At 56.9% G+C, this 22,076-nt stretch carries 19 protein-coding genes; all 19 read left to right on the forward strand.

What is annotated here, in order from left to right:
• The first annotated feature begins 2 nt into the window (after positions 1-2).
• Positions 3-833 (forward strand): carbohydrate ABC transporter permease, encoded by an 831-nt coding sequence (locus ACLD72_RS07210; protein ID WP_411002193.1) that lies wholly within the window; start codon positions 3-5, stop codon positions 831-833.
• 32 nt (positions 834-865) lie between these two features.
• Positions 866-1,936, forward strand: coding sequence for a M24 family metallopeptidase (locus ACLD72_RS07215; RefSeq protein WP_411002192.1), 1,071 nt, complete (start codon positions 866-868; stop codon positions 1,934-1,936).
• A gap of 43 nt (positions 1,937-1,979) precedes the next feature.
• Complete coding sequence (locus tag ACLD72_RS07220) at positions 1,980-3,176, forward strand: NAD(P)/FAD-dependent oxidoreductase (protein ID WP_411002191.1); 1,197 nt, start codon at positions 1,980-1,982, stop codon at positions 3,174-3,176.
• Positions 3,173-4,180 carry a proline racemase family protein gene (locus ACLD72_RS07225; RefSeq protein ID WP_411002190.1) on the forward strand — a complete coding sequence of 336 codons (1,008 nt, stop codon included), beginning with the start codon at positions 3,173-3,175 and terminating at the stop codon, positions 4,178-4,180. The genes ACLD72_RS07220 and ACLD72_RS07225 overlap by 4 nt, the downstream gene beginning before the upstream one ends.
• Before the next feature lie 53 nt (positions 4,181-4,233).
• A complete protein-coding gene (locus tag ACLD72_RS07230) occupies positions 4,234-5,292 on the forward strand; it encodes a proline racemase family protein (RefSeq protein ID WP_411002189.1) in 1,059 nt (352 codons plus the stop codon).
• A 51-nt stretch (positions 5,293-5,343) separates the two neighbouring features.
• Positions 5,344-6,231, forward strand: coding sequence for a dihydrodipicolinate synthase family protein (locus ACLD72_RS07235; protein WP_411002188.1), 888 nt, complete (start codon positions 5,344-5,346; stop codon positions 6,229-6,231).
• A 482-nt stretch (positions 6,232-6,713) separates the two neighbouring features.
• Positions 6,714-8,150, forward strand: a complete 1,437-nt coding sequence (locus tag ACLD72_RS07240; protein ID WP_411002248.1) for an aldehyde dehydrogenase family protein — start codon at positions 6,714-6,716, stop codon at positions 8,148-8,150.
• Positions 8,151-8,165: 15 nt separating this feature from the next.
• Positions 8,166-8,438 carry a (2Fe-2S)-binding protein gene (locus ACLD72_RS07245; RefSeq protein ID WP_411002187.1) on the forward strand — a complete coding sequence of 91 codons (273 nt, stop codon included), beginning with the start codon at positions 8,166-8,168 and terminating at the stop codon, positions 8,436-8,438.
• Between the two features lie 35 nt (positions 8,439-8,473).
• The gene (locus ACLD72_RS07250; protein ID WP_411002247.1) at positions 8,474-8,770 is read left to right on the forward strand and encodes a (2Fe-2S)-binding protein; all 297 of its coding nucleotides are present in this window, start codon (positions 8,474-8,476) and stop codon (positions 8,768-8,770) included.
• Positions 8,767-10,014: an NAD(P)/FAD-dependent oxidoreductase gene (locus tag ACLD72_RS07255; RefSeq protein WP_411002186.1), complete on the forward strand. Its 1,248-nt coding sequence runs from the start codon at positions 8,767-8,769 to the stop codon at positions 10,012-10,014. Before ACLD72_RS07250 ends, ACLD72_RS07255 begins: the two co-directional genes overlap by 4 nt.
• A gap of 177 nt (positions 10,015-10,191) precedes the next feature.
• A complete protein-coding gene (locus tag ACLD72_RS07260) occupies positions 10,192-12,165 on the forward strand; it encodes an Ig domain-containing protein (protein ID WP_411002185.1) in 1,974 nt (657 codons plus the stop codon).
• Between the two features lie 190 nt (positions 12,166-12,355).
• Entirely contained in the window at positions 12,356-13,378 is a 1,023-nt protein-coding gene (locus ACLD72_RS07265; protein ID WP_411002246.1) for an ABC transporter substrate-binding protein, read from the forward strand.
• 17 nt (positions 13,379-13,395) lie between these two features.
• The gene (locus tag ACLD72_RS07270; protein WP_411002184.1) at positions 13,396-14,409 is read left to right on the forward strand and encodes a FecCD family ABC transporter permease; all 1,014 of its coding nucleotides are present in this window, start codon (positions 13,396-13,398) and stop codon (positions 14,407-14,409) included.
• The gene (locus tag ACLD72_RS07275) at positions 14,406-15,449 is read left to right on the forward strand and encodes a FecCD family ABC transporter permease (protein ID WP_411002183.1); all 1,044 of its coding nucleotides are present in this window, start codon (positions 14,406-14,408) and stop codon (positions 15,447-15,449) included. The genes ACLD72_RS07270 and ACLD72_RS07275 overlap by 4 nt, the downstream gene beginning before the upstream one ends.
• Positions 15,450-15,508: 59 nt before the next feature.
• Positions 15,509-16,345 (forward strand): ABC transporter ATP-binding protein, encoded by an 837-nt coding sequence (locus ACLD72_RS07280; protein ID WP_411002182.1) that lies wholly within the window; start codon positions 15,509-15,511, stop codon positions 16,343-16,345.
• Positions 16,302-17,081, forward strand: coding sequence for an IucA/IucC family C-terminal-domain containing protein (locus ACLD72_RS07285; protein ID WP_458475663.1), 780 nt, complete (start codon positions 16,302-16,304; stop codon positions 17,079-17,081). The genes ACLD72_RS07280 and ACLD72_RS07285 overlap by 44 nt, the downstream gene beginning before the upstream one ends.
• A 796-nt stretch (positions 17,082-17,877) precedes the next feature.
• The gene (locus ACLD72_RS07290; RefSeq protein WP_411002180.1) at positions 17,878-18,894 is read left to right on the forward strand and encodes an ATP-grasp domain-containing protein; all 1,017 of its coding nucleotides are present in this window, start codon (positions 17,878-17,880) and stop codon (positions 18,892-18,894) included.
• A 22-nt stretch (positions 18,895-18,916) separates the two neighbouring features.
• Complete coding sequence (locus ACLD72_RS07295; protein ID WP_411002179.1) at positions 18,917-20,290, forward strand: diaminobutyrate--2-oxoglutarate transaminase; 1,374 nt, start codon at positions 18,917-18,919, stop codon at positions 20,288-20,290.
• 39 nt (positions 20,291-20,329) lie between these two features.
• Positions 20,330-22,075 (forward strand): IucA/IucC family protein, encoded by a 1,746-nt coding sequence (locus ACLD72_RS07300; RefSeq protein WP_458475665.1) that lies wholly within the window; start codon positions 20,330-20,332, stop codon positions 22,073-22,075.
• Position 22,076: the final 1 nt, after the last annotated feature.

Here is a 22,076-nt window from a genome sequence, read left to right on the forward strand (position 1 = left end):
TTATGCGGAGAAGCCGACGAATCTCGCAGATGACCGTTTACGCGATCCTCATTTTAGGGGCCTGCTTCTGTCTATTGCCGTTATTTTGGCTGGTCCGCAGCTCGATGATGAGTTCGCTGCAAATTTTTGAGATGCCGCCAAGGTGGATACCTTCGCCCTTTCGCTTGGAGAACTATGTGGAGGCCTTAACGACGATCGATTTCTTCCGGTTTTTCCGCAACACGTTAACCATCACCATCGGCTGCTTGGCCGGAGCGCTGATCAGCAGTTCGCTGGGGGCTTACAGTTATGCCAGGTTAAACTGGCCGGGGAAAAAGTTCTTCTTCGGACTGCTGCTGTCGAGCATGATGCTGCCCAGTGCGGTCACATTAATTCCGACCTTTATCGGCTGGAAGCTGGCTGATCTGATCAACACTTACTTCCCGCTTATTCTGCCGGTGTGGTTTGGCTCGGCCTTCGACATTTTTCTGTTAAGGCAGTTTTATACCAGCATCCCGCGGGATATGGACGAAGCCGCTTATGTGGACGGGGCCGGTCCGTGGACGGTTTTTTCCCGGATCATCATCCCTTTGTCGAAGCCGCCGCTGATCGTCATCGGTTTATTTTCCTTCATGAACTCATGGAACGATTTTATGGGCCCGCTGGTGTACTTGAATGAGGAAAGCAAATTTACGATGGCGCTGGGCCTGCAGATGTTCCAATCGCTGCACAGCGCGCAGTGGCATCTGCTGATGGCCGCTTCGACCGTGGTGATTTTGCCGGTGATTGTCGTGTTTTTTATCGGGCAGCGTTATTTTATTGAAGGGATTACGTTAACCGGGATGAAGGGTTGAAGAATTGAAAATGCAAAGGGAGGGTTAAATCCATGGAAGCACAACGTCTCCAAAAGGTACGGGAAGCGCTCAAGCAGCAGGGAATCGACGGATTGTTGATCGCAAGCCCCTATAACCGCAGATATGTGACCGGCTTCACCGGCACCGCGGGTTGGGTGGTGATTACGCAGGACCGGGCCTTGCTGGTGACCGATTTTCGTTATACCAACCAAGCTTCGCAACAGGCTGGGGCATATGAGGTCGTGCAGGCGGCGGGCGAACCGCTTGAGCTGATTCGCGGGAAGCTGGAAGTGGCCGGGGTTAGAACGTTGGGGTTTGAAAAAAATCAGGTGACCTATGCGGGCTATGAAGCGTACGAAAAATTTTTTCAGGGAATCGAGCTGGTGCCGACGGAAAATATCGTTGAAAAACTGCGTGGCATCAAAGATGAGCGGGAGCAGGCGTATATCCGGCGGGCGATCGAGATTACGGAAAAAGCTTTTGATCATATTTTGGGCTTCATGAAGCCGGGCGTTACCGAACGGGAGGTGGCTACGGAGCTGGAATACTTTATGCGCAAAAACGGGGCGGTTTCGTCGGCGTATCCCACGATCGTCGCTTCCGGCGTACGCTCCGCGCTGCCGCACGGTCTGGCCAGCGACAAGCCGCTTGGCGTCAATGAGTTCGTGACCCTGGATTTCGGGGCGAGCTATGAGGGCTACTGCTCCGATTTGACGCGGACCGTCTTTATTGGCGAGCCCACGGAGCGCCATCAGGAGATTTACCGGATCGTGCTGGAGGCCAACCGGACCACCCTGGAAGGGCTGAAGCCGGGCATGACGGGGAAGGAAGGGGATGCACTGGCCAGGGATTGTATCGCCGGCTATGGGTACGGTGACTACTTCGGCCACGGCCTCGGTCATGCCTTTGGTTTGGAAATCCACGAGCCGATGCGGTTTTCGCAAAAAACGGAGGATGTGCTCGAGCCAGGGATGATCCTGACGGTGGAGCCCGGGATTTACATCCCCGGTTTCGGCGGCGTCCGCATTGAGGATGACATTCTCATCACCGAAACGGGCATTGAGGTACTGACGAAATCAAACAAAGAACTGATCGTATTATAATGCGAGTTCAACAACCTCTATAAAAGAAGGGGGGATCGTGTCCATGAAATCGGAGGCTGCGGAAGTCGTCGTCATCGGCGGGGGGATCATCGGCATGTCCATCGCCTACTATGCGGCAAAAGCCGGCATGGACGTGGTTGTGGTCGAGCGCGGTGAAATCGCCGGGGGCACCTCCTCCAAATGCGACGGCAATATTTTGGCGATTGACAAGGATCCCGGATTTGACAGCCAAATGTCCCTGAAATCGCAGGAATTAGTGGCGGAGTGGGCCCGGGAGCTCGGTGAGGAATTCGAATACCGGGCCCCCGGCAGCATTCTCGTATGCGAGACCGAGGAGGAGATGCAGGCTGCCGAGAGCTGGGTTTCACGCCAGCGCGAAGCGGGCCTCCCTTTTCGTATGCTCGGCCGGCAGGACCTGCGGGAGGAATGGCCCTATCTGGCGGACGATCTTCCGGGCGGCTTGGAATGCGCCACCGATTCTACGGTGAACCCGGTACTCTTAACCTATTCGCTGGCTTCCACCGCCCGCCGCCATGGTGCAAGGCTGCGTACACATACGTCCGTGACGGCGCTTTTGCTGGACGAGAAGGGCCGGATTCGCGGAGTGGACACCTCCGGCGGCATGATCCACGCGAAGTTCGTCATTAACGCCGCCGGGGTATGGGCCAAGCGGATCGGGCAAATGGCCGGCATCGACATTCCGATCGAACCCCGCAAGGGCCACATTCTCGTGGCCTCCCGCTGGGAAAGCATCGGGAAACGGAAAGTGATGGAATTCGGCTATTTGATCAGCAAATTCGGCGGAACGCGCCAGGTGGATCCGAAGTTCGAGCAGTACGGCATCGCGCTGGTGTTCGAACCAACCGCCTCGCAGAACTTCCTGATCGGCTCCAGCCGCCAATTCGTAGGGATGAACTGCCGCGTCGATCAGGAGGTGATCCGGTTGATTGCGGAACGGGCGATCCGCTTTTTTCCCGCGCTGGAGCGGATACCGCTGCTGCGCACCTACGCGGGTTTGCGTCCCTGGACCGCCGATCATCTGCCGATCGTTTCCGCCATCGACGAAATCCCCGGATTTTATGTGGCAGCAGGACACGAAGGGGACGGGATCAGCCTGGCCGCAGTCACGGGGAAGGTGATGAGCGAAATGTTAAGCGGCGCCGCCACCTGCATCCCGGTCGAGCCGCTCCGTTATGACCGCTTTCGCTCCGGTTCCCGCCATCAGGAGGCCGTGTTATGAGTAAGAGCATTTCCAAACTGGTGAGCACGATCGACACCCACACTGGCGGGAACCCGACCCGCACCGTGATCGGTGGAGCGCCGGAGCTGTGCGGAAGGACGATGACGGAAAAGATGGTCTACATGTCCGAGCATTACGACGATTTCCGCACCGCGCTGATGTTCGAACCGCGGGGGCATGAGGTAATGTCCGGCTGCATTTTGACCCCGCCTTGCGACGAGCGGGCCGACATTGGGGTAGTGTTTATTGAAACCGGCGGATATTTGCCGATGTGCGGACATGATACGATCGGCCTTTGCACCGCGCTGATCGAGGGAGGAATCTATCCCGCCGGCAAAGACGTCATTCGGCTCGATACTCCGGCAGGCCTTGTGGAAGCCAAGCTGGAGATCGAAGAGGGAAAAGTGCGGCAAGTGATGTTCACGAATATCGCCTCTTTTTTATACAAAAGGGATGTGTTGGTGGATGTTGAAGGGCATGGCGAAATCTCCGTTGACATCGCGTATGGCGGCAATTTTTACGGACTTGTCGATGCGCGGCCGCTTCGTCTTCCCCTGGTTCCCGGGCGGGGCTCGGAAATCGTTCGTTTGGCCATTAAGATACGTGAAGCGGTGAATTGCCTGGTTGAGGTGGTACATCCCGAAATCCCGGTCATTCGCGGGCTTACCCATATCGAGTTCTATAGCGATCCGGTATCGCCGTTGGCCCATTGCCGGAATACCGTGGTCGTGCCTCCCGGAGGAATCGACCGTTCCCCGTGCGGGACGGGAACCTCGGCCAAGGTCGCCGTGCTTCACGCCAAGGGGGAGCTTGGCCGAGGACAGGAGTTTGTCCATGAGAGCATCGTGGGCTCGCTATTCCGGGCCAAGATTGTGGAAGAAACGACGGTAGGCGGCTTGCCGGCGGTCATCCCGCAAATCTCCGGATCGGCTTGGGTGACGGGTTTCCACCAGTTTGTTTTGCAGGATCGGGATAAGCTCAATCAGGGGTTCTTTCTGCTTTAATCGTTTGAGTTCAAAATCACCTCTAATATGAATGGGTTCGGGGGCCGGTGTACATGAACATGAAGAAATGGTATGCGGCGATCGATACGCATTCCGGCGGCGAACCGCTCAGGATCATTACCGGCGGCTTGCCGCCGCTGGTTGGAGCAACGCTGCAGGAGAAGGCGGGATTTTTCCGGCGGAACTTTGATTCCGCAAGGAAGCTGCTGCTGGCCGAGCCGCGAGGGCACGGGGCGATGACCGGGGCGGTCGTCACGGCACCGGTAACGAAAGGAGCGCGGTTCGGCCTGCTGTTCTTGAACCAGGAAGGCCTGGCAGCCATTAGCGGCCACGGGATTATCGCCGCAGTTACGGCTTGGATTGCCACAGGGCAGTTGGAGCCTTCCGAAGCCGCCGCGGGTGTTCTGATCGATTGCCCGGCGGGCACAGTTCGCGCGATTGCCGATTGCGAAGGGGAGGAAGTTCGCGCGGTTACGATTGAGCCGGTTCCGAGCTTCGCTTATGACGAGCCGCTTACGGTGAATGTTGATGGTGTGGAGGTGAGGGTCGACATTGCCTTCAGCGGAGAGTTGTTTGCCGTCGTCGACACCTCTTCCTTGTTCGGAGCAAGTGAAGCGTACCCGCTGCTCAAGCTGCGGGAGTGGGCCCGGCTGATCCGCGAGGCGGCGGATGGGCGGCTGCAAGGCAAGCGCCCGCTGGTGGACTGGAGTACGGGGCTCCATGGCGTGTTTTTTTATCGCAGGGACGATGGGCCCGGTAGCCGCCGTGAAGCCAGTCTTGATGTCTGCCATGATGACCGTGATCCGGCGCAGATCGTCTACCGGAGTACGGCTGTTTTCGCCGGTGAACAGCTTGACCGGTCACCGGGCGGAGCGGGAGCTTGCGCTCATCTGGCAGTCCTCTATTCCCGAGGTTTGCTTGCGCGAGGCCAGCAGATCATCTATGAAGGGATAACCGGCGCCCGTGCGATTGGAAGCATTTCCGGGGTAACGACGGCTTACGGCTGTAGGGCCGTTATCCCGCGGTTTACGGGTACCGCCCATCTCTTAGGTTTTATGAATTTCCTGCTGGACCCAGCCGATCCGTTGCCGGAAGGATTTATACTTTATTAGATTAATATTTTATTATGTGAATAATTATATGGCGAGGGGAGAAATCGCGATATGCCTAGATTTGAAGGGGTTTACGTGGCCATCGTCACGCCGTTCACCGACAGCTATGAGGTGGACTATAAGCGTCTGGCCGAGCTTTGTGACTGGCTGATCTCACAAGGGGTGAACGGTCTGGTTCCGGCCGGATCATTGGGGGAATACGCAACCATGACCGGCGAAGAACGGGCCAAAGTCGTGGAAACCGTGATCGCGGCCGCGGCCGGGCGAGTGCCGGTGGTGCCCGGCTCCGCGGCGCCTTCCACGCGGCAGGCCGTGGAGTGGGTGAAGCACGCGAAGGATGCGGGCGCTGCCGGCGTGATGGCTTTGCCGCCGATCAACTACAGGCCGCTGGAGCATGAAGTTATCGCCCACTACGAGGCGCTTAATGAGGTGGGGCTGCCGATCATCGCCTACAACAATCCGCATGATTACAAGGTCGACTTGACGCCGCAGCTGCTTGCCCGGCTTTCCGGGCTCGAACATATCGTGGCCGTCAAAGAGTTTTCCGGCGACATCCGCCGAGTTCACGATATTCTGGACCAGACGGATCTGGAAGTGATGATCGGCGTTGACGATTTGGCCATGGAGGGCGTGATGTTTGGAGCCACAGGCTGGATTTCCGGGGTGCCGAACGCCTTGCCGCAGGAAGGCGTGGAGTTGTTTGGCCTGGCCAGACAAGGCAAGGTTCAGGAAGCCGCCGCGCTGTACCGCCGGCTGCTGCCGTTGCTGCACTTCGATGCCAGCCCGCAGCTCGTCCAGTCGATCAAGTACATGATGGAGCTGGCCGGATTCCCAGTGGGGCCGTCCCGCCCGCCGCGTCTGCCTTTGCCGGAAGCCGATTATGAGTTGATCAAACAAGCGTTCGAGCATGCCGCCCACCGCAACCAACCGGCCAATTAAACGGCAGACCGCGCAAACAAAGGCAATTGCCGGAACACGGCTTCGGCCATAAGAAGGAAGCGCGAAATGAAGGGCGCAAAAGCAAAAGCGGCGCTTGCCATCAGGACGGCGCAGCTCCTTCAAGCAAGACCGACGTCATTCTAACGGTTGTGAGCGCCGCTATCTCGATAAAATGCAGGGGAAACCAAATTTAACGGTTGCAACAGAGCTTATTTTGCCTTATTTCAAAGATTCGGCCCTTTATTACCCAAATAAGAGCGAGAGCAACCGTTAGATATTGAATCCCCGTCTTTTCGGCTAAATAAGCGCTGGTTACAACCGTTAGCGAAAGACTGAAGATCCGGGATGCAGAGCCGTTAACTCAAAACGAATGGATTGGCCAACTGACTTTGCAGCCAAGCGCCGACTTCTGGGTTGAGTCCAAAAAAAGAAGCAAAAGAAGGGAGCTTGGAATGAGCTTGAAACAGGAGGAATCGTCTATGATACACAGCCGGAATTGGATCGGAGGAGAATGGATTGTCCCCGCGGCAGGAGAGTGCGCCGTGGTCAATCCATCCGACACCCGGGAGGAGGTGGGCGTGCTTCATTTATCCGATACCTCGCACGTAGCGCAAGCGGAGCAGGCGGCTCGTTTGGCTTACGCCTCCTGGTCCCGCTTGACGGGAGCCGCAAGAGCCGAGCATTTGCAGCGGCTGGCGGCGGCCCTGGAGTCGAGGGCCGCCGAAGTTGCCCAACTCGCCAGTATGGAAATGGGCAAGCCGATAACGGAAATGCGCGGCGAAGTCATGCGCGGTGTAAACCTGCTGCGATATTATGCCGCAGAAGGCGTCCGGGCTAATGGCGCGGTCATTCCTTCCAGCGAGCCGGATGTTTTGCAGTATAGCCGTAAGGTATCGCTTGGGGTGGTCGGAATTATCACCCCCTGGAATTTTCCCGTGGCCATTTCGCTGTGGAAAATAGCGCCGGCTCTAATCTGCGGCAATACAGTAATCTGGAAACCGGCCGAGTCCGCCTCTTTAACCGCGACCAGGCTGGCGGAAATCTTCGCCGAAGCCGGACTTCCTTCCGGTGTCGTCAATCTGGTCGTCGGCAAGGGCAGCAAAATCGGCGATGCGCTGCTGGAGCAAACGGCTTTGGACGCGGTCAGCTTTACCGGCTCCACGGCCACTGGTACGCACATCGCCGAGGCCTGCGCCAAACGCAATATCAAATATCAAACCGAAATGGGCGGTAAAAATGCCGCCGTGGTGCTGGGTGATGCCGATCTGGAGCATACCGTTCCCCTGATTGTCAGCGGCGCGTTCCGCTCGGCGGGCCAGAAATGCACGGCGACCAGCCGCATCATCGTGGAATCCGGCATTTACGATGCGTTTACCGAAGCGTTGACGCAAGCGGTATCAAGGCTCAAGCTGGCCCCGGCCCTTGATCCGCAGGCTTACCTGGGACCGGTGGCTTCGGCAAACCAATACGAAACGGTGAACGCTTATGTGCAGCTGGCCTGGGAGCATGCCGAAATTTTAGCACAAGGTCCGGCGGCCGCAGGGGATCAGGAAGGTTATTATGTAAGACCGCTCGTGGCAGCGGGCTTAAACGCAGAGCATCCGCTGATTCAGGAGGAGATTTTCGGACCGGTCGCCGTGGTGCAGGAAGCGTCCGATTTCGCGGAAGCCGTCGCCCTGTGCAATCAAACCGTTTATGGCCTGAGCGCTTCTTTATTCACCCGGGATTTGTCTTATGCCCATCGGTTCCTGGACGAAGCCCGGGCCGGAATGGTCCGCGTCAATCAGGAGACGGCAGGCGTCGAATATCAAGCCCCGTTCGGCGGCCTGAAGCTCTCCAGCTCGCACACGCGCGAACAGGGGCAAGCCGCCCTGGATTTCTATACCGAATTAAAAACCTGCGCCATCCGCTACTTCTAGGAGGAGGCTTACGATATGCAACGTCGATCCATGGTGATTTGCCGCTGCGAAGAAGTGGAGCTGGAACAATTGGAGGCGGCCTATGAGTCGGGATGCCGGACCTCCCGGCAGCTGAAGATGAAAACGCGGGCCGCGATGGGCGCCTGCCAGGGCAGGGTATGCAGACATCTGCTGGAGGCTTGGCTACACGCTAAGGTTCCCGAGTCCCCCCGCAACGTCGAACTGTTAGCCTACCGCCCGCCGATCCGGCCCGTAACTTTCGGCCAACTGGCAAGGGGGGAGGATTAGTGGAACGGATCATAGACCACCCGATTCTGGGTCCGATGAGAACGCCGCGTGATACGGTGAGCTTTACGTTTAACGACAAGGAATTGACGGGACGGCAAGGGGAGCCGATCGCCGCCGCTTTGCTCGCCTCAGGGATCCGCATACTGCGCAGGCACGAGGAATCCGGGAGCCCTCACGGGTTGTATTGCGCCATTGGCCACTGTATGGAATGCCGATTGAACGTGGATGGCAAGGGGCCGGTACGCGCCTGTCTCACCCCGCTTGAAGCAGGGATGCGTGTTTCCGAGGGGCGGCGGCTGCCCAATGAAATCACGGGGAGGAAGCTGCCGTGACGAAACCTCCGCAATTCGATCTGTTGATCGTGGGCGCCGGTCCGGCGGGATTATCGGCCGCGGCCGAAGCAGCCGGACATGGGCTCGGCGTAGCCGTGCTGGATGAGTTCCCCGAACCGGGCGGACGCATGCTGGGCCAGTTTCACGAAGAAAAAGGGCACTGGTGGGTAGGCCGGCGGGAAGCTGAGCAATTGTTGGAAAAATGCGCTGCCTTAGGGGTTGAAATCCGCTGCGGCTTGTCCGTTTACGGCATGGTTAGACTTGATAACCGCTGGGTAGTCAGAACCACCGGCGGATCGCTAACGGCCGCACGCGTCCTGCTCGCTACGGGCGCTGCCGAAATTCCTCGGCCCTGCCCCGGCTGGACGCTGCCCGGCGTGATGTCGATCGGCGCCGCCCAAGTGCTGGCCAATGTCCACTACGTGAAGCCCGGCCAGCGCGGACTGATCATCGGCGTGAATCCGCTGGCCATGGCTATCGCTCGGGAGCTGGCGGTCAGCGGCGTGCCGATCGCAGGTATTGTGCTGCCGGGGCCAGGTCCGCTGTCCGGCGAAGACGCCCTGCCCAAGGCGAATTTGGCGAAGCTGATGGATCTGGCCCATCTGGCACCTTCGCCGTTCATGAGGATCGGTGGAAGGATAGCGCGTACGTTAGGGCTGGCCGGGCCGGTTGCCCGTTTTTTTCCCCGAGGCGGGATAAAAATATGGGGTATCCCGTTAATGCTGCGGACGGCGGTCGTGTCCATTAACGGTACGGACCGGGTGGAATCCGTCACCCTGGCGGACGTAACCGGAGCCGGCGAGCTCATCCCCGGAAGCGAACGGGAGGAGCGGGTGGATTTCGTGGCGCTGGCGGGCGGATTATACCCGCTGGCGGAATTGGCTGCGGTGGCCGGATGCCCTTTTATGCATGTTCCGGAGCTGGGCGGTCATATTCCGCTGCACAATGAGCAGCTGCAAACCCCGGTTGCGGGATTGTATATCGCCGGCAATATTACCGGGATCGAAAGCGCGCTGGTGGCTATGGCTCAAGGGCGGCTCGCCGCCGCGGCCGTTTGCGGCGATGCGGGAGTATTGGGAGGCCGCAGGGAAAGCAAGCTGCGTGATGCGATCCAGCAGGTCCGGCGTGTGCGCGCCTCCGCCTTGATTCAATTTGCGCCGGGCATCGCGGAGGCCAGAGAGCGAGTCTATCAGCATTATGCCGAGTTCCTGCAGGCTGAAGTGTTAAATGAGCAGATGAATTAGATTCAAGCTAAAACATAAGCACAAAAAATTCCGCTATTGGTGATGAACATAATCTAATCCGGACAATAAGATCATAAAGTACCGCTATTTTCGTAGGATGGAGGTTAGTCGAACCAGTAGCTGGTCATCAACCGCCGATTTTTAGGTTGAACCATAAATTAAGGGAGGATATAAAGCATGAAAAGATGGGTTTCGTTATGGATGAGCTTCCTGTTAACGGTTTCCTTATTCGCTTTACCGGCTGCCGCCGAGCCCGCGGAGCCGCAGCAACTTAGCAACGAAGCGGAAATTGTCGATATTTTCGGGAGAACCCTGAACAATTACGGCGTGGAGTTGGTGGACTGGCAGGGCTATATCGCCAATCCTTTTGTCAAATTAACGCTTGTTCCGCCACAGAACGCCGCTTATCCTTTGACCATAAACATTAAGGCCAAAGGCACCTCCAGATTGATGTTGGACCGTCCCAGCACTTTTAGCGCAAACGGGGCGTCCAAGACACTGTCGTTCCAAAACGCCGGCGAGCGCAAGCCTTTTTACCTCGAGATCCAACCAGACCGGATCGGCGGGAACGGCGAAATCGAACATTACACGCTGGAACTGACGGTGACCGGCGCGAATGGCGCCTCCCGCACACAAACCACTCCGATTCGCGTCCTGGATCAGGACGATAATAGGGAGCCGGAGCTGCCGCTTAAATTCGATTACAGATACGACACGATTCAGCCCTATTTCAGCAATCCCGCGATCCGCGCAGCCGGTGAGCAGGCGATCAAGGACTGGTTTTATTTCTTCGATATGGAACCGTTTGACACCGTTCCGGCCAACGCGGAAACGACCTGGCTGCCGGAGGATGGCTTCAACGGGCATGTCGCCGCAACCAACAATGAGCCTTACAACGGAATGTGGATCTACTTGAGAGGACTCAACGGACCCTATTCGACCGGCGGGCCGGCGAACAACGGGCAATACCACAAGCGGGGCGGAGTGACCGTACCGGGAAATATTCATCGTTCCTTGCTAACGATCCTTGATTTTTACGATACCGCGACGCCGTTTGCTTCGCTGAATGACGAGGAATGGTACCTGTCGGAAATGTCGAGTACTCGCACGGACGTTTACGGCCTGATCATGCACGAGTTTGGCCACGCGGTCGCGTATTCCGATAGCTGGCAAGGGATGGCGGCCTATGAGCGCGGCGGCTGGAGAACGGCGAACAATATTATAGACTACCAAGGCGTTCCGGTACCGCTGGACAATAGCTACCATATCCCCGGAGATCAGCAGTATTGGGATCGGCTCAGCGGCCAGAACGGCGGATATAACCATCTTTTTCACGACAATAAGCGCTGGATGCTGACCAAACTGGCCTTGCTGATTGCGGAAAAAGCGGGCTGGAAATTAAATCGCGAGCTGACACCTTTCCTGAGTCCGTCCATCAAAAATATCTCTATTCCTAACGCAACGCCGGGAGGGAATTACGCACTGAAGCTGCAGGCCGAGGGCGGAGTTCCTTTCTACGATTGGACGATTACGCAAGGCTCGTTGCCCGGAGGTCTGAGCTTGGACCGCTTTACCGGCGAAATCAAAGGAACCGTATCCGGCAATGCCCAAGGAAGCTATCAGTTTACTGTGCAGCTTCGCGATTACGACGAAAAGGGCACTCCGGTGCACAAACAATTCACTATCAACGTTGGGCAGGGAGGAGCCCCGACTGAAAATGTAGCCGCCAATGGAACGGCCTCTACCTCATACGTATCCCCTTGGGAAAGCCTGGCCGGGCTGAATGATGAATACGAACCGGAAAACTCGGCGGATCGGGGACACCCGGTATATGGCAACTGGGATAACCCTGGAACCGAGCAGTGGGTTCAATATGACTTCGACCATCCGGTTAAGATCTCTTCCAGCGAAGTGTACTGGTTTGACGATAATCAGGGGATCGATCTGCCGGAGTCTTTTTACCTGCAATACTGGAACGGAAATGCTTGGATGCAGGTGCCGAACCCTTCCGCATATGGCGTGCTTCCGGATCGGTATAATGTGACCACCTTCGACCCGGTGACTACGACGAAAATCCGGTTAACGATGAAGGCCAAGGCAGCTGCGTCAACCGGCATCCAGCAATGGAAAGTGATTGGAGAGCCGGCTTAGTGTTGATTTGATCGGGCAAGTAGCAGGCATATCGAGTTTAGCGAGCTGTGGGGGAGAAAAGGCCCTTGCGGCTCGTGTTTTTTATAATAAAAATTTGAAATACCACTTGAATAATGTTCCAGTCTCCATTACAATCTAACTGATATTGATATTCATTATCATTTAGGATGTAATGGGGGAGAAAGCCATGATGTTCAGGTTCAACAAATCATTTTTCAGCCATATGGCGCTTGTGTTGATTTTTACGATGTTGGCAGGCTGCGGAGCCGCCGGCGGGGCGGCGGAAGGAACGGCAAATACAAGCCAGGCGGCGGGCTCCAGCGCGAATGCGGGCAGCGGCGGAAAGGGCGGAACGGATAGCAGTGCCGGGGAAGAGACGCGGATCATTAAACATGCGATGGGGGAAACCGAGATTAAGGGAACACCGCAAAAAGTCGTCACCCTGTTCCAAGGGGCGAACGATGTCGTGGTTGCGCTGGGGGTGAAGCCGGCCGGAGTGGTCGAATCCTGGGCGCAGCAGCCTGTCTATGAATATTTGCGGGCTGATCTGGAAGGCGTGCCCATCGTCGGGCAGGAGACTCAGCCGAACCTGGAGGAAATACATAAACTTAAGCCTGATCTGATTATCGCCAATAAGACGCGGCATGAGGACATTTATGAGCAGTTGTCCCAAATCGCGCCGACCGTGATGCTGGAGACGTTGTACGACTGGAAGGAAACGCTGAAAACGGCGGGCGCGGCGTTGAACCTTGAAGACAAGTCAGATCAGCTGTTGTCCGATTGGGAGGCGAGAGTGGCCGACTTTAAAGAGAAGATGGGCGACCGCCTGCCGATTGAAGCCACGATCACCAATTTCAGAGCCGATCAGGTGCGGATTTACTATATGGGTTATGCCGGTCAAATATTGCAAGAGCTTGGCTTTACAAGACCTCCGGGTCATGACGAAGATATCTGGGGTGTCGAACTTGCCTCGAAGGAAAGCATCCCGGATATGAATGCGGACATGATCTTTAACTTCAATTACAAGGCGGAGGGCGAAGCTGCCCAGAAGAATTACGAGGAATGGACAAAAAGCAAGCTGTGGGCCAATCTGGATGCGGTCAAAAACAACCAGTTTGTCCAGGTGGATGAGGTGATATGGAACCTCGGGGGCGGATACAAGTCGGCCAACCTTTTGCTCGATGGTCTGTACGAGTATTTCAAACTGAACTAAGGGGAAAGAGTGAGGATATGTTGCCCCTGTTTGCACAAGGGAAATCCAAGATTTTAGGGCTGGCGGCGTTGCTGGTGCTGCTGGCCGCGGCGGGTACCGCGAGCCTGATTTACGGCCGCACGGAAATTACCGTTTCCACGGCGGTGGAAGCGTTCAAACATTATGACGAAGAATCCACCCCGCATATCGTGCTCCGTACCGAACGGCTGCCCCGCACGGTGATCGCCGCCGTTGTCGGCGCCAGCCTAGCGGTTGCGGGTGCGCTCATGCAAGCGTTGACACGCAACCCGCTTGCTTCTCCAAGCGTGTTTGGCATCAATGCCGGGGCGATATTTTTTATCGTGCTTGCGAATGTGTTGTTGTCGGTCTCCTCGTTAAATACGATGATGTGGTTTGGTTTTACCGGGGCTGCCATTGCGGCGGCCGTTGTGTATGCGCTCGGCTCCATCGGGCGGGACGGCTTGACCCCAATCAAGGTTGTGCTGGCCGGGACGGCGATTAGCGCCTTGTTCTCGTCCTTCACACAGGCGGTGCTTGTACTGGACGGGACCGGGCTGCAGGAGGTGCTGTTCTGGCTGGCCGGCTCCGTCAGCGGCCGCACGCTGGAGATGTTGTATCCCGTTCTGCCGTATATGGCCGCGGGAGCTTTGGCCGCGCTGTTTATGGGCCGGGCGATCAATCTGCTGTTGACCGGCGATGATATCGCTAAAGGCATGGGGCAAAACGTTGTGCTGGTCAAAACGGCCATGGGTGTCGTAACCGTGCTGCTCGCCGGGGGCGCCGTGGCCGTGGCCGGCTCCATTGGTCTTGTCGGACTCGTCGTGCCCCATATCATGCGCACATGGGTCGGGAATGACTACCGCTGGCTTATTCCCTACTCGCTCATAGGCGGGGCGGTGCTGCTGCTGTTGGCCGATGTGGCCGCGCGGCTGATCATCCTGCCGGAGGAACTTCCGCTTGGGATCATGACCGCCCTGATTGGCGGACCGTTCTTCGTCTACATTGCCCGCAAGGGGGTGACGAAGATATGAGAGGAACGATTATCTTCCGCAGCAAGAAGGAAGCGGTATCCCTGCAGGTGGAGAGGAGGGCGGTGCTGGTCATCGCCGTGCTGGTTCTTCTCGTCCTGCTCGCCGCTGTGCTTGGCACAAGCCTAGGCAACGACGTGATTTCGCCGCTGGAGGTGCTCCGGACGATTCTGGGACTGAATGCGGGGGAGTATGATTTTGTAGTGCTTACGCTGAGGCTGCCGCGGGTGCTGCTGTCCCTGTTGGTCGGAGCCGCGCTCGGTATGTCCGGCGCCATTTTGCAAGGGGTGATCCGCAATCCTTTGGCTTCTCCGGATGTCATCGGCATCACGGGCGGCGCGGCGGCTGTTGCTGTCGGTTTTGTGACGCTGCTGGGCGGGGCGGTCAGCATCAAGCTGTTGCCGGCCTTTGCGGTTGCCGGAGCATTGGTGACTTCGATGGTCATCTATGCGCTTGCTTGGAAGGCAGGAGTCGCGCCGATCCGCCTCGTGCTGATCGGCATCGGCATTTCGGCCATCACCAGCGCCGGCACGACGTTTATGCTGATCATCAGTCCGTTTTATACTGCCGGGCAAGCGTATATTTGGCTGACAGGCAGCGTGTACGGCGCTTCATGGACGGATGTCTATACGATAATTCCGGTTATTTTGCTCGTCCTACCGCTTGTGCTTTGGCTGGCCCGCAGCTTGAACGCGCAGGAATTCGGGGACGATCTGGCTACAGGACTCGGCGTCACCGTTGAGCGCCACCGCTTTGCGCTGCTGCTGTGCAGCGTCCTGCTCGCCGGATTTGCGGTTGCCGTGGCCGGCACGCTTGGTTTTGCCGGATTGATCGCACCGCATATCGCCCGAAAACTGGTGGGCCGGATGTTCGGCAGCCTGCTGCTCGTGTCGGCGCTGACCGGCGCGCTGCTCGTATTCGGCGCCGACTTGGTCGGACGCACGGCGTTTCTTCCGCTGGACGTCCCGGCAGGAGTGTTCACCGCGGGGATTGGTGCGCCGTTTTTCCTGTACTTGCTGTTCAAGAACAGAAATCAGTTTTAAGTGTGTGTTCAAAAATTTGGATGACTTTTTGAACAACCTCTTTGAGAAGGAGGAGAACCGTGAGTATCTTGGAAACAAAAGACCTGACCATTTCTTATGGAACGGAGCCAGTGATCGACAACCTGAATTTGGCGATTCCCAAAGGAAAAATCACGGTGCTGATCGGCAGCAACGGCTGCGGCAAATCGACGCTGCTGCGCACCGTTGCCCGCCTGCTGAGGCCCCGGTCGGGCACAGTGCTGCTGAGTGGGGAGGAGATCGCAAAACTGCCGACCAAGGAGGTCTCCAGACAGATGGCGATTTTGCCCCAGGGACCATCCGCTCCGGAAGGGCTGACGGTGAGCCAGCTTGTGCGGCAGGGGAGGTATCCGCATCAAAGCTGGCTGAAGCAGTGGTCGCGCGAGGATGAGCGGATCGTTCAGCTTGCGCTTGAGTCCACGCGTCTGTCGGAGCTGGCGGATCGCCCGGTTGATGCCCTGTCGGGAGGACAGCGCCAGCGCGCCTGGATCGCCATGATCCTCGCGCAGGGCACGGAAACGCTGCTGCTCGACGAGCCGACAACATACCTGGACATGAGCCACCAGATTGAAGTCCTTGATCTGCTGTTTGAATTGAACGAGCAGGAGAACCGCACCATCGTTATGGTCCTGCACGACCTGAATTTGGCTTGCCGTTACGCGCATCATATCGTTGCGGTTCACAACAAAACCGTGTTTGCACAGGGCAGACCGGAGGATATCGTAACCCGGGAGATGGTCCGGACCGTCTTCCGGATGGATTGCGAGATCACCGTTGATCCGTTGTTTGGAACACCATTATGTATCCCTCACGGAAGGGGAAGGAAAATTCATGATGAAAAAGACCGCAGACTCCTTGCTTCTGCCGGAAGAATATAATATCCTGGCCGCCGACTACCGGTTAACGCGGGATTCCTCGCCCGACCGGTCATTCTCCATTCCGTTTGCCGATTTGCTGGACCCGGAGAAAAGCCTGGCCTATTTTCGCGGGGTAAAAGGCATTTTCGAAACCGATTCCGAGCTTGCCGCCGTCTCGCTGTTTGCCAAGCGGTATGCTTTTCTTGTCATCGCCCCCGGACTTTATGCAATGTCTGCCTTCAACAAAGGCTTGAATTTGGCCCTGGAGAACGGTTGGATTGAATCGAGCTACCAGGGGCAGGCATGGCTGCCCAAAGCGAGGCTCTTGGATCTGCAGGCCAGTGAGCCCGAGGAGGGACAGAGAAGCGAATGGCGCAACCGGGTGATCGAAACGATGTTTGCCGGAAACCTGTCCCGGGTATGGAATGCCGTGTCCAAAGCGGCCGGCATCTCCAAAGCCTTGTTATGGGAAAATACGGCGATTTATGTCTATTGGCTATATGAGAAAAAATTTGCGGAAGCGGCCAGTCCCGAGCAAAAGCAGCGGATGGAGGAGGATTACCGTTATCTGCTCTATGATGCGCCGACCCGTCTTTTTGGCGAACCGCGCAACCCGATCAAAAAGTTCAACAGTCCCAAAGTGTTCACGGCTGAATCCGATAACCCGATCCGCATGCGCAAAACGTGCTGCTTGTATTATTTGACGTCGGACACTCCGCACGACTATTGCTCGACATGCCCCAAACGGAATCGTTAACGCGGGGAGTGCCCCCTTATTTTTACTGGAATTGGCGCCGCTTTCCCCGGGCCGTGTGGTATGGGGCGTGCTGCATGTTGCACGTTGCACGACGGGCACGACAGCTGTCCGAGGACGATTCGGCTAGTAACGGACTGGGGAGCCCTTATTTGCCTGAAAATACGGCGTTTCCATATCTAACGGACAGAGGCGCGCTTATTTGTCCTAAAATGGCCAAAAAGGAACGCTTAAATGCCAAATAAGGTCCGTGGTGTCCGTTACATTCTGGAAACTCTTGATTTCGCTGAAATAAGGGCGCTGGGGTCCGTTAGGGGCGGCAAGTCGGTATTACGGCCTAATGGCACCGCGGCCGGCATCCCAGATAATAGGTCGGCTCTTGGTAATACGGTCGGCTTTTGGCAATATGGCATTAGGTCTCGGCTGTATTGCCTTAATTTTTGACAGTAGGGCCCTACGTCTCGGCAATACGGCCGGGCCGAACCCATAATCATGCGCCTTCAACCAGTGCCCATACATGCTGGCTCCACGCTGCAGTTTCTCAACCCTCATCGCCTCTGCTAGTTCAAACCTCTCGTTTGGCATCCTTTTTCTATTCCTATCCTCCGATATTGTAAACGCCCATAACGCCCTCTAAAAAACTTATATTTCCTTAAAAGTTTATAATTGACAATTTACATTAACCTCCTGTAAGATAATTGCATATGATATTGATAATCATTATCATTAAATTGTTTCTTCGATATTATCAGAATTAAGTGAAACAACCGTTGCTTTTTCGGGGATGGGAGGAGTTGTAGTGCACGAGGCGAGGAGCCAAAATTTACAAAATCGGCTGATTATGAGCAAGGCCGAGAAAATGGGCATGGATTGCCGGCAGCTGATTGCCGGGTGTGAGGATTTTTTGGAGCTTACCTGCAAAGGCAAAAGCATCGTGATCAACAAAACGAGGTCCCATCGTCTGCCATTGATCGCCGGGTTGCTGGCGAAGAACAAAGAGGCGGCGAACCATTTGCTGCAGCGCCAGGGGCTGCCGGTGCCTCCGTTTATCGTGGTCCCGGAAATGGGGGAGGAGGCGGCCCGGTTTCTGGAGGCCTGCGCGTCCGTGGTGGTCAAGCCGCTTGATGCCAGCGGCAGCGCCGGTGTCACGCTGGACGTCCGGACCAGCGGGCAGCTTGACGAGGCCATCCGAAAAGCCGGCCAATACAGCGGAAGCATCCTGATCCAGCGGTTTGTGCCGGGCGCGGATTATCGCGTTCTAGTCATAGGCGGCAAGGTTGCGGCGGTCACCGAGTACCGGCCCGCCTTTATCCTTGGGGATGGCTCCTCAGCGGTAAGGGAATTGATCCGGCGGTTGAATGCGACGAGAATCAGACAGAGCGACATCGGTGAGATGGAGGCGTTTGCCGAAATCAAATCGGATTCGCCGCGGCTGGCAGCAGTGCTGGACAAGCAGGGGGCAGCGCTTGATGATGTCATTCCGGCGGGAGCGCAGCTGGAACTGTATGATCTGCATAATGCTCCGGCTGGAGAGATCAGCGAAATTTACGCCGATCGTACGGAGTCCATCTGCTCCGCTAATGCCGAAATGGCAATAGAAGCGGCTCGAACACTGCAGATTGATGTCGCCGGCATCGACATGCGCTGCCCCGATATCGGTCAGCCGGTAACGAAAGCATCCGGCGGCATCCTGGAGGTCAATGCTCTGCCTGATTTTACGTATCACGTTTTTTCATATGAAGGCGCTTCACGCGATGTCACCCGCATGTACTTGGAGTATCTGTTTGAAGAAACACTTTCTGCACCCCATAACTAAATCAAAGGAGCGTTGGAGGGATATGTCGGTAAAGGTCCATAATGTCCAAAACGAATATTTGAGGCTGCAGGAAGAAAAAGAATCCAATGCGCGCGCGTACTCCCGGCATTTTCCGCTTGTGATCAGCAGGGCGAAAGGAATGATGGTGACGGATACGGAGGGCCGCACGTATTATGACTGCCTGGCCGGTGCCGGCACGCTGGCGCTGGGCCATAATCATGAGGTTGTGGTGGAGGCGATTCGCGATGTGCTTGAGCAGCAAATTCCGCTTCATACCCTTGATCTGGCCACGCCGCTCAAACTGGCTTTTATGGAGGAACTGTTCTCGATACTCCCCGAAGAAATAGGAAACAGCAGCAAAATCCAGTTCTGCGGTCCGACCGGGGCGGATGCGGTTGAAGCCGCGATCAAGCTGGTCAAAAGCGCAACCCAAGGCAGGTCCATTTTGGCCTTTCAAGGGAGCTATCATGGATCAACGCAGGCGACGATGGCGATGAGCGGCAATCTCAGCAAGAAGGAGCATCTGCAGAGCCTGCTGCCGGATGTGCATTTCCTGCCTTTTCCCTATGAATACCGTTGTCCGTTTGGCATGGGCGGCGAGATGACCCCTAAGTTGAGCGCGCAGTATATCGAAAACCTGCTTGATGATTGTGAAAACGGGATTGCCGCTCCCTGCGGCGTCATTGTGGAGACGGTGCAGGGCGAGGGAGGGGCGATCCCCGCCGATCTGGAATGGCTGAGAGAGCTGCGGCGCATCACGGCCGAAAGGGGCATCCCGCTGATCATTGACGAAGTGCAAACGGGGATCGGGCGCACGGGCCGTATGTTTTCGTTCGAGCATGCCGGGATCGTCCCGGACGTGATTGTCTGTTCCAAAGCGGTCGGCGGCAGTCTGCCGATGTCGCTTGTCATCTACAAGGAAGAGCTGGATGTGTGGCCACCGGGTGCGCATACCGGTACTTTTCGCGGCAACCAGTTGGCGATGGCCGCCGGACTGGCGACGCTGCGTTACGTCCGGGAACAGGATGTGCTTAACAATGTACAGGAACGCAGCGAGCAGTTTATGACCCGTCTTGGCGCCTTGAAAGACAAATACGAGGCTATCGGCGATGTTCGCGGCCGAGGTTTGATGATCGGGGTGGAAATTGTGGACACCGCTGGCCGCAAGGATCGTTTGGGCCACTATCCGCCGCATGGGGCACTGGCCGCCGCCATCCAGCGGCGCTGCTTCAACAACGGTTTGATTGTGGAGGTGGGCGGGCGCCGCTCCGCCGTCATCCGCTTCCTTCCGCCGCTGACGATCACCGAACGCGAAGCCGCGGACGTGCTTGCGATATTCGCGAAATCGGTAGCCGAAGCGCTGTCCGAGCTGCCCGCGGCTCCCGCTCCATGCTGAGACAGGAGCCGGTGAATTTATCCCTATCGAGAAAGAGGGTTGGCATCATTGCTGGAGATGGAGAGCAAGCTGCGTTCCGAAAGCTTGAAGCAAGCGAACCGGCACACGTGCAAGCTGCTGCTTAACTGTTACATCCGGGAGCTGGCGCAAGAGAGGGAGGCTGACATTACGCTGAACGCGGACACACTTGATTATGCCGTCGCTTTCCCGGCCAGCCGGGTTACGGTTTTTGGGAACCTGGCTTATTTTTCCGCCGCCGGAGAGCATGAATACGACAGCATCCGGTGGTCCGGCGCGAACGGAGCGAGTGCCCCTGTGGAATACAGGGATCTGGTCCGCTGGATCATCCGGGAGCTGTCGAGCGAAGGTTTGGAGACAGGCGAAGGCTGGCCGCCAGGTGAAAACTTGATTATGTCTGAACAGGCGCGCAGTTTTGCGGAAAAGGTGGACAACAGCTGCCGCAACCTCGCCCTGTTTATCGAGCGGACGGCGGAGCTTGAAGTGTTTGACTACCGGACATCGGAGCAATCGCTGATCTACGGGCATCCGTTTCACCCTTTTCCCAAAAATTCGTTGGGATTTTCCGAGCAGGATGTGCGAATGTACAGCCCGGAGCTGCGTACCTCGTTTCAACTCGGGTATTTTGCCGTGAGCAAGGATGTGTACCGGGAAGAGTGGGTGGCCGAGGACAAAAAAGTGCCGCCGCATGAGAGCGTGCAGGCGCATGTCCGGCATACGCTTGGGGACAAAAGCAGCGAATACTTCCTGCTTCCGGCCCACCCATGGCAGTATAGGCATGTGCTGGGCCTACCCGAGGTTCAGGATTATGTTCGCGAAGGGAAAATAGTTCCCCTCGGCAGCCTGGGGCCAGTTGTCTTTCCGACGACCTCCGTACGCACGGTATATGTGCCCGGCATGAACTGCAATATCAAGCTGTCCTTGAATATGCAGATCACCAATCTGATCCGCACCAACAGCGATGAGCAAATGCGCAGGACGCTGGACGCCTCCCGCTATTTGCTGCGGTTTGGCTGTTTCGGTCCAGATTCGCCTATCAAGATCGCTTATGAGACGGGCATTAGCACCTGCCGGTTTGCGGATGAGGAGCTGACCCGGATGTTCACGGTGGTTTACCGTCCGGTCGAATTTGATCCGGCATCTACCTATGTGCTGGCAAGCTTGGTAGAAGCTCCACAGCCGGGGAAGCCTGCGCGTCTGATGTCGATGCTGGGCGGCGGCAGCGGCCAGAGCGGACAGGCGGACCGCTGGTTTGCGCGCTATCTGGAGCTGTCGCTGCTGCCGCTCGTGCGCGTTGCGTGGGAGAAGGGCATTCATTTTGAAGCCCATTTGCAGAACACGCTGCTGACCTTGCGGGACGGCATGCCGGAGGTCTTCATCATTCGCGATCTGGAAGGCGTTAGCGTCGAGTCCGGCAAGGCGGCGAAAGGTCCGGGGACAGCCCAGGAGCAGAACCTATCCGGTCCCTTGTTCTATTCAAGAGAGCAGGCGTGGGCGCGGACATCGTACTATTTTATCGTGAACCATCTCGGTTCGCTTATTCATGCCATGGCCAGGGATGCGGGCGTTCCCGAAGCGCATTTCTGGGCGATCGCGCGCGAAACGCTTCAGCAGGAATATGAGAGCTCCGGCAATGCTTTTGTGAAACACTTGCTGACGGCCGATACGTTTTATGCCAAGCGGAACATGCTGAGCTGCTTAAGCGGAAGCGGCGAGGCGCCGGCTTATGTGCCGGTCGGTAATTTGATGAAAAAAACGGGAGAGTGAA

This window comes from Paenibacillus lacisediminis, assembly GCF_046567315.2.

Bases quoted from the DNA above. Each gene is read 5' to 3' on its own strand.
- ACLD72_RS07295 (WP_411002179.1), top strand. From the start codon at position 18,917: ATGTCGGTAAAGGTCCATAATGTCCAAAACGAATATTTGAGGCTGCAG.
- ACLD72_RS07215 (WP_411002192.1), top strand. From the start codon at position 866: ATGGAAGCACAACGTCTCCAAAAGGTACGGGAAGCGCTCAAGCAGCAG.
- ACLD72_RS07260 (WP_411002185.1), top strand. From the start codon at position 10,192: ATGAAAAGATGGGTTTCGTTATGGATGAGCTTCCTGTTAACGGTTTCC.
- ACLD72_RS07285 (WP_458475663.1), top strand. From the start codon at position 16,302: ATGAAAAAGACCGCAGACTCCTTGCTTCTGCCGGAAGAATATAATATC.
- ACLD72_RS07225 (WP_411002190.1), top strand. From the start codon at position 3,173: ATGAGTAAGAGCATTTCCAAACTGGTGAGCACGATCGACACCCACACT.
- ACLD72_RS07270 (WP_411002184.1), top strand. From the start codon at position 13,396: ATGTTGCCCCTGTTTGCACAAGGGAAATCCAAGATTTTAGGGCTGGCG.
- ACLD72_RS07245 (WP_411002187.1), top strand. From the start codon at position 8,166: ATGCAACGTCGATCCATGGTGATTTGCCGCTGCGAAGAAGTGGAGCTG.
- ACLD72_RS07265 (WP_411002246.1), top strand. From the start codon at position 12,356: ATGTTCAGGTTCAACAAATCATTTTTCAGCCATATGGCGCTTGTGTTG.
- ACLD72_RS07210 (WP_411002193.1), top strand. From the start codon at position 3: ATGCGGAGAAGCCGACGAATCTCGCAGATGACCGTTTACGCGATCCTC.
- ACLD72_RS07235 (WP_411002188.1), top strand. From the start codon at position 5,344: ATGCCTAGATTTGAAGGGGTTTACGTGGCCATCGTCACGCCGTTCACC.
- ACLD72_RS07220 (WP_411002191.1), top strand. From the start codon at position 1,980: ATGAAATCGGAGGCTGCGGAAGTCGTCGTCATCGGCGGGGGGATCATC.
- ACLD72_RS07230 (WP_411002189.1), top strand. From the start codon at position 4,234: ATGAACATGAAGAAATGGTATGCGGCGATCGATACGCATTCCGGCGGC.
- ACLD72_RS07275 (WP_411002183.1), top strand. From the start codon at position 14,406: ATGAGAGGAACGATTATCTTCCGCAGCAAGAAGGAAGCGGTATCCCTG.
- ACLD72_RS07250 (WP_411002247.1), top strand. From the start codon at position 8,474: ATGAGAACGCCGCGTGATACGGTGAGCTTTACGTTTAACGACAAGGAA.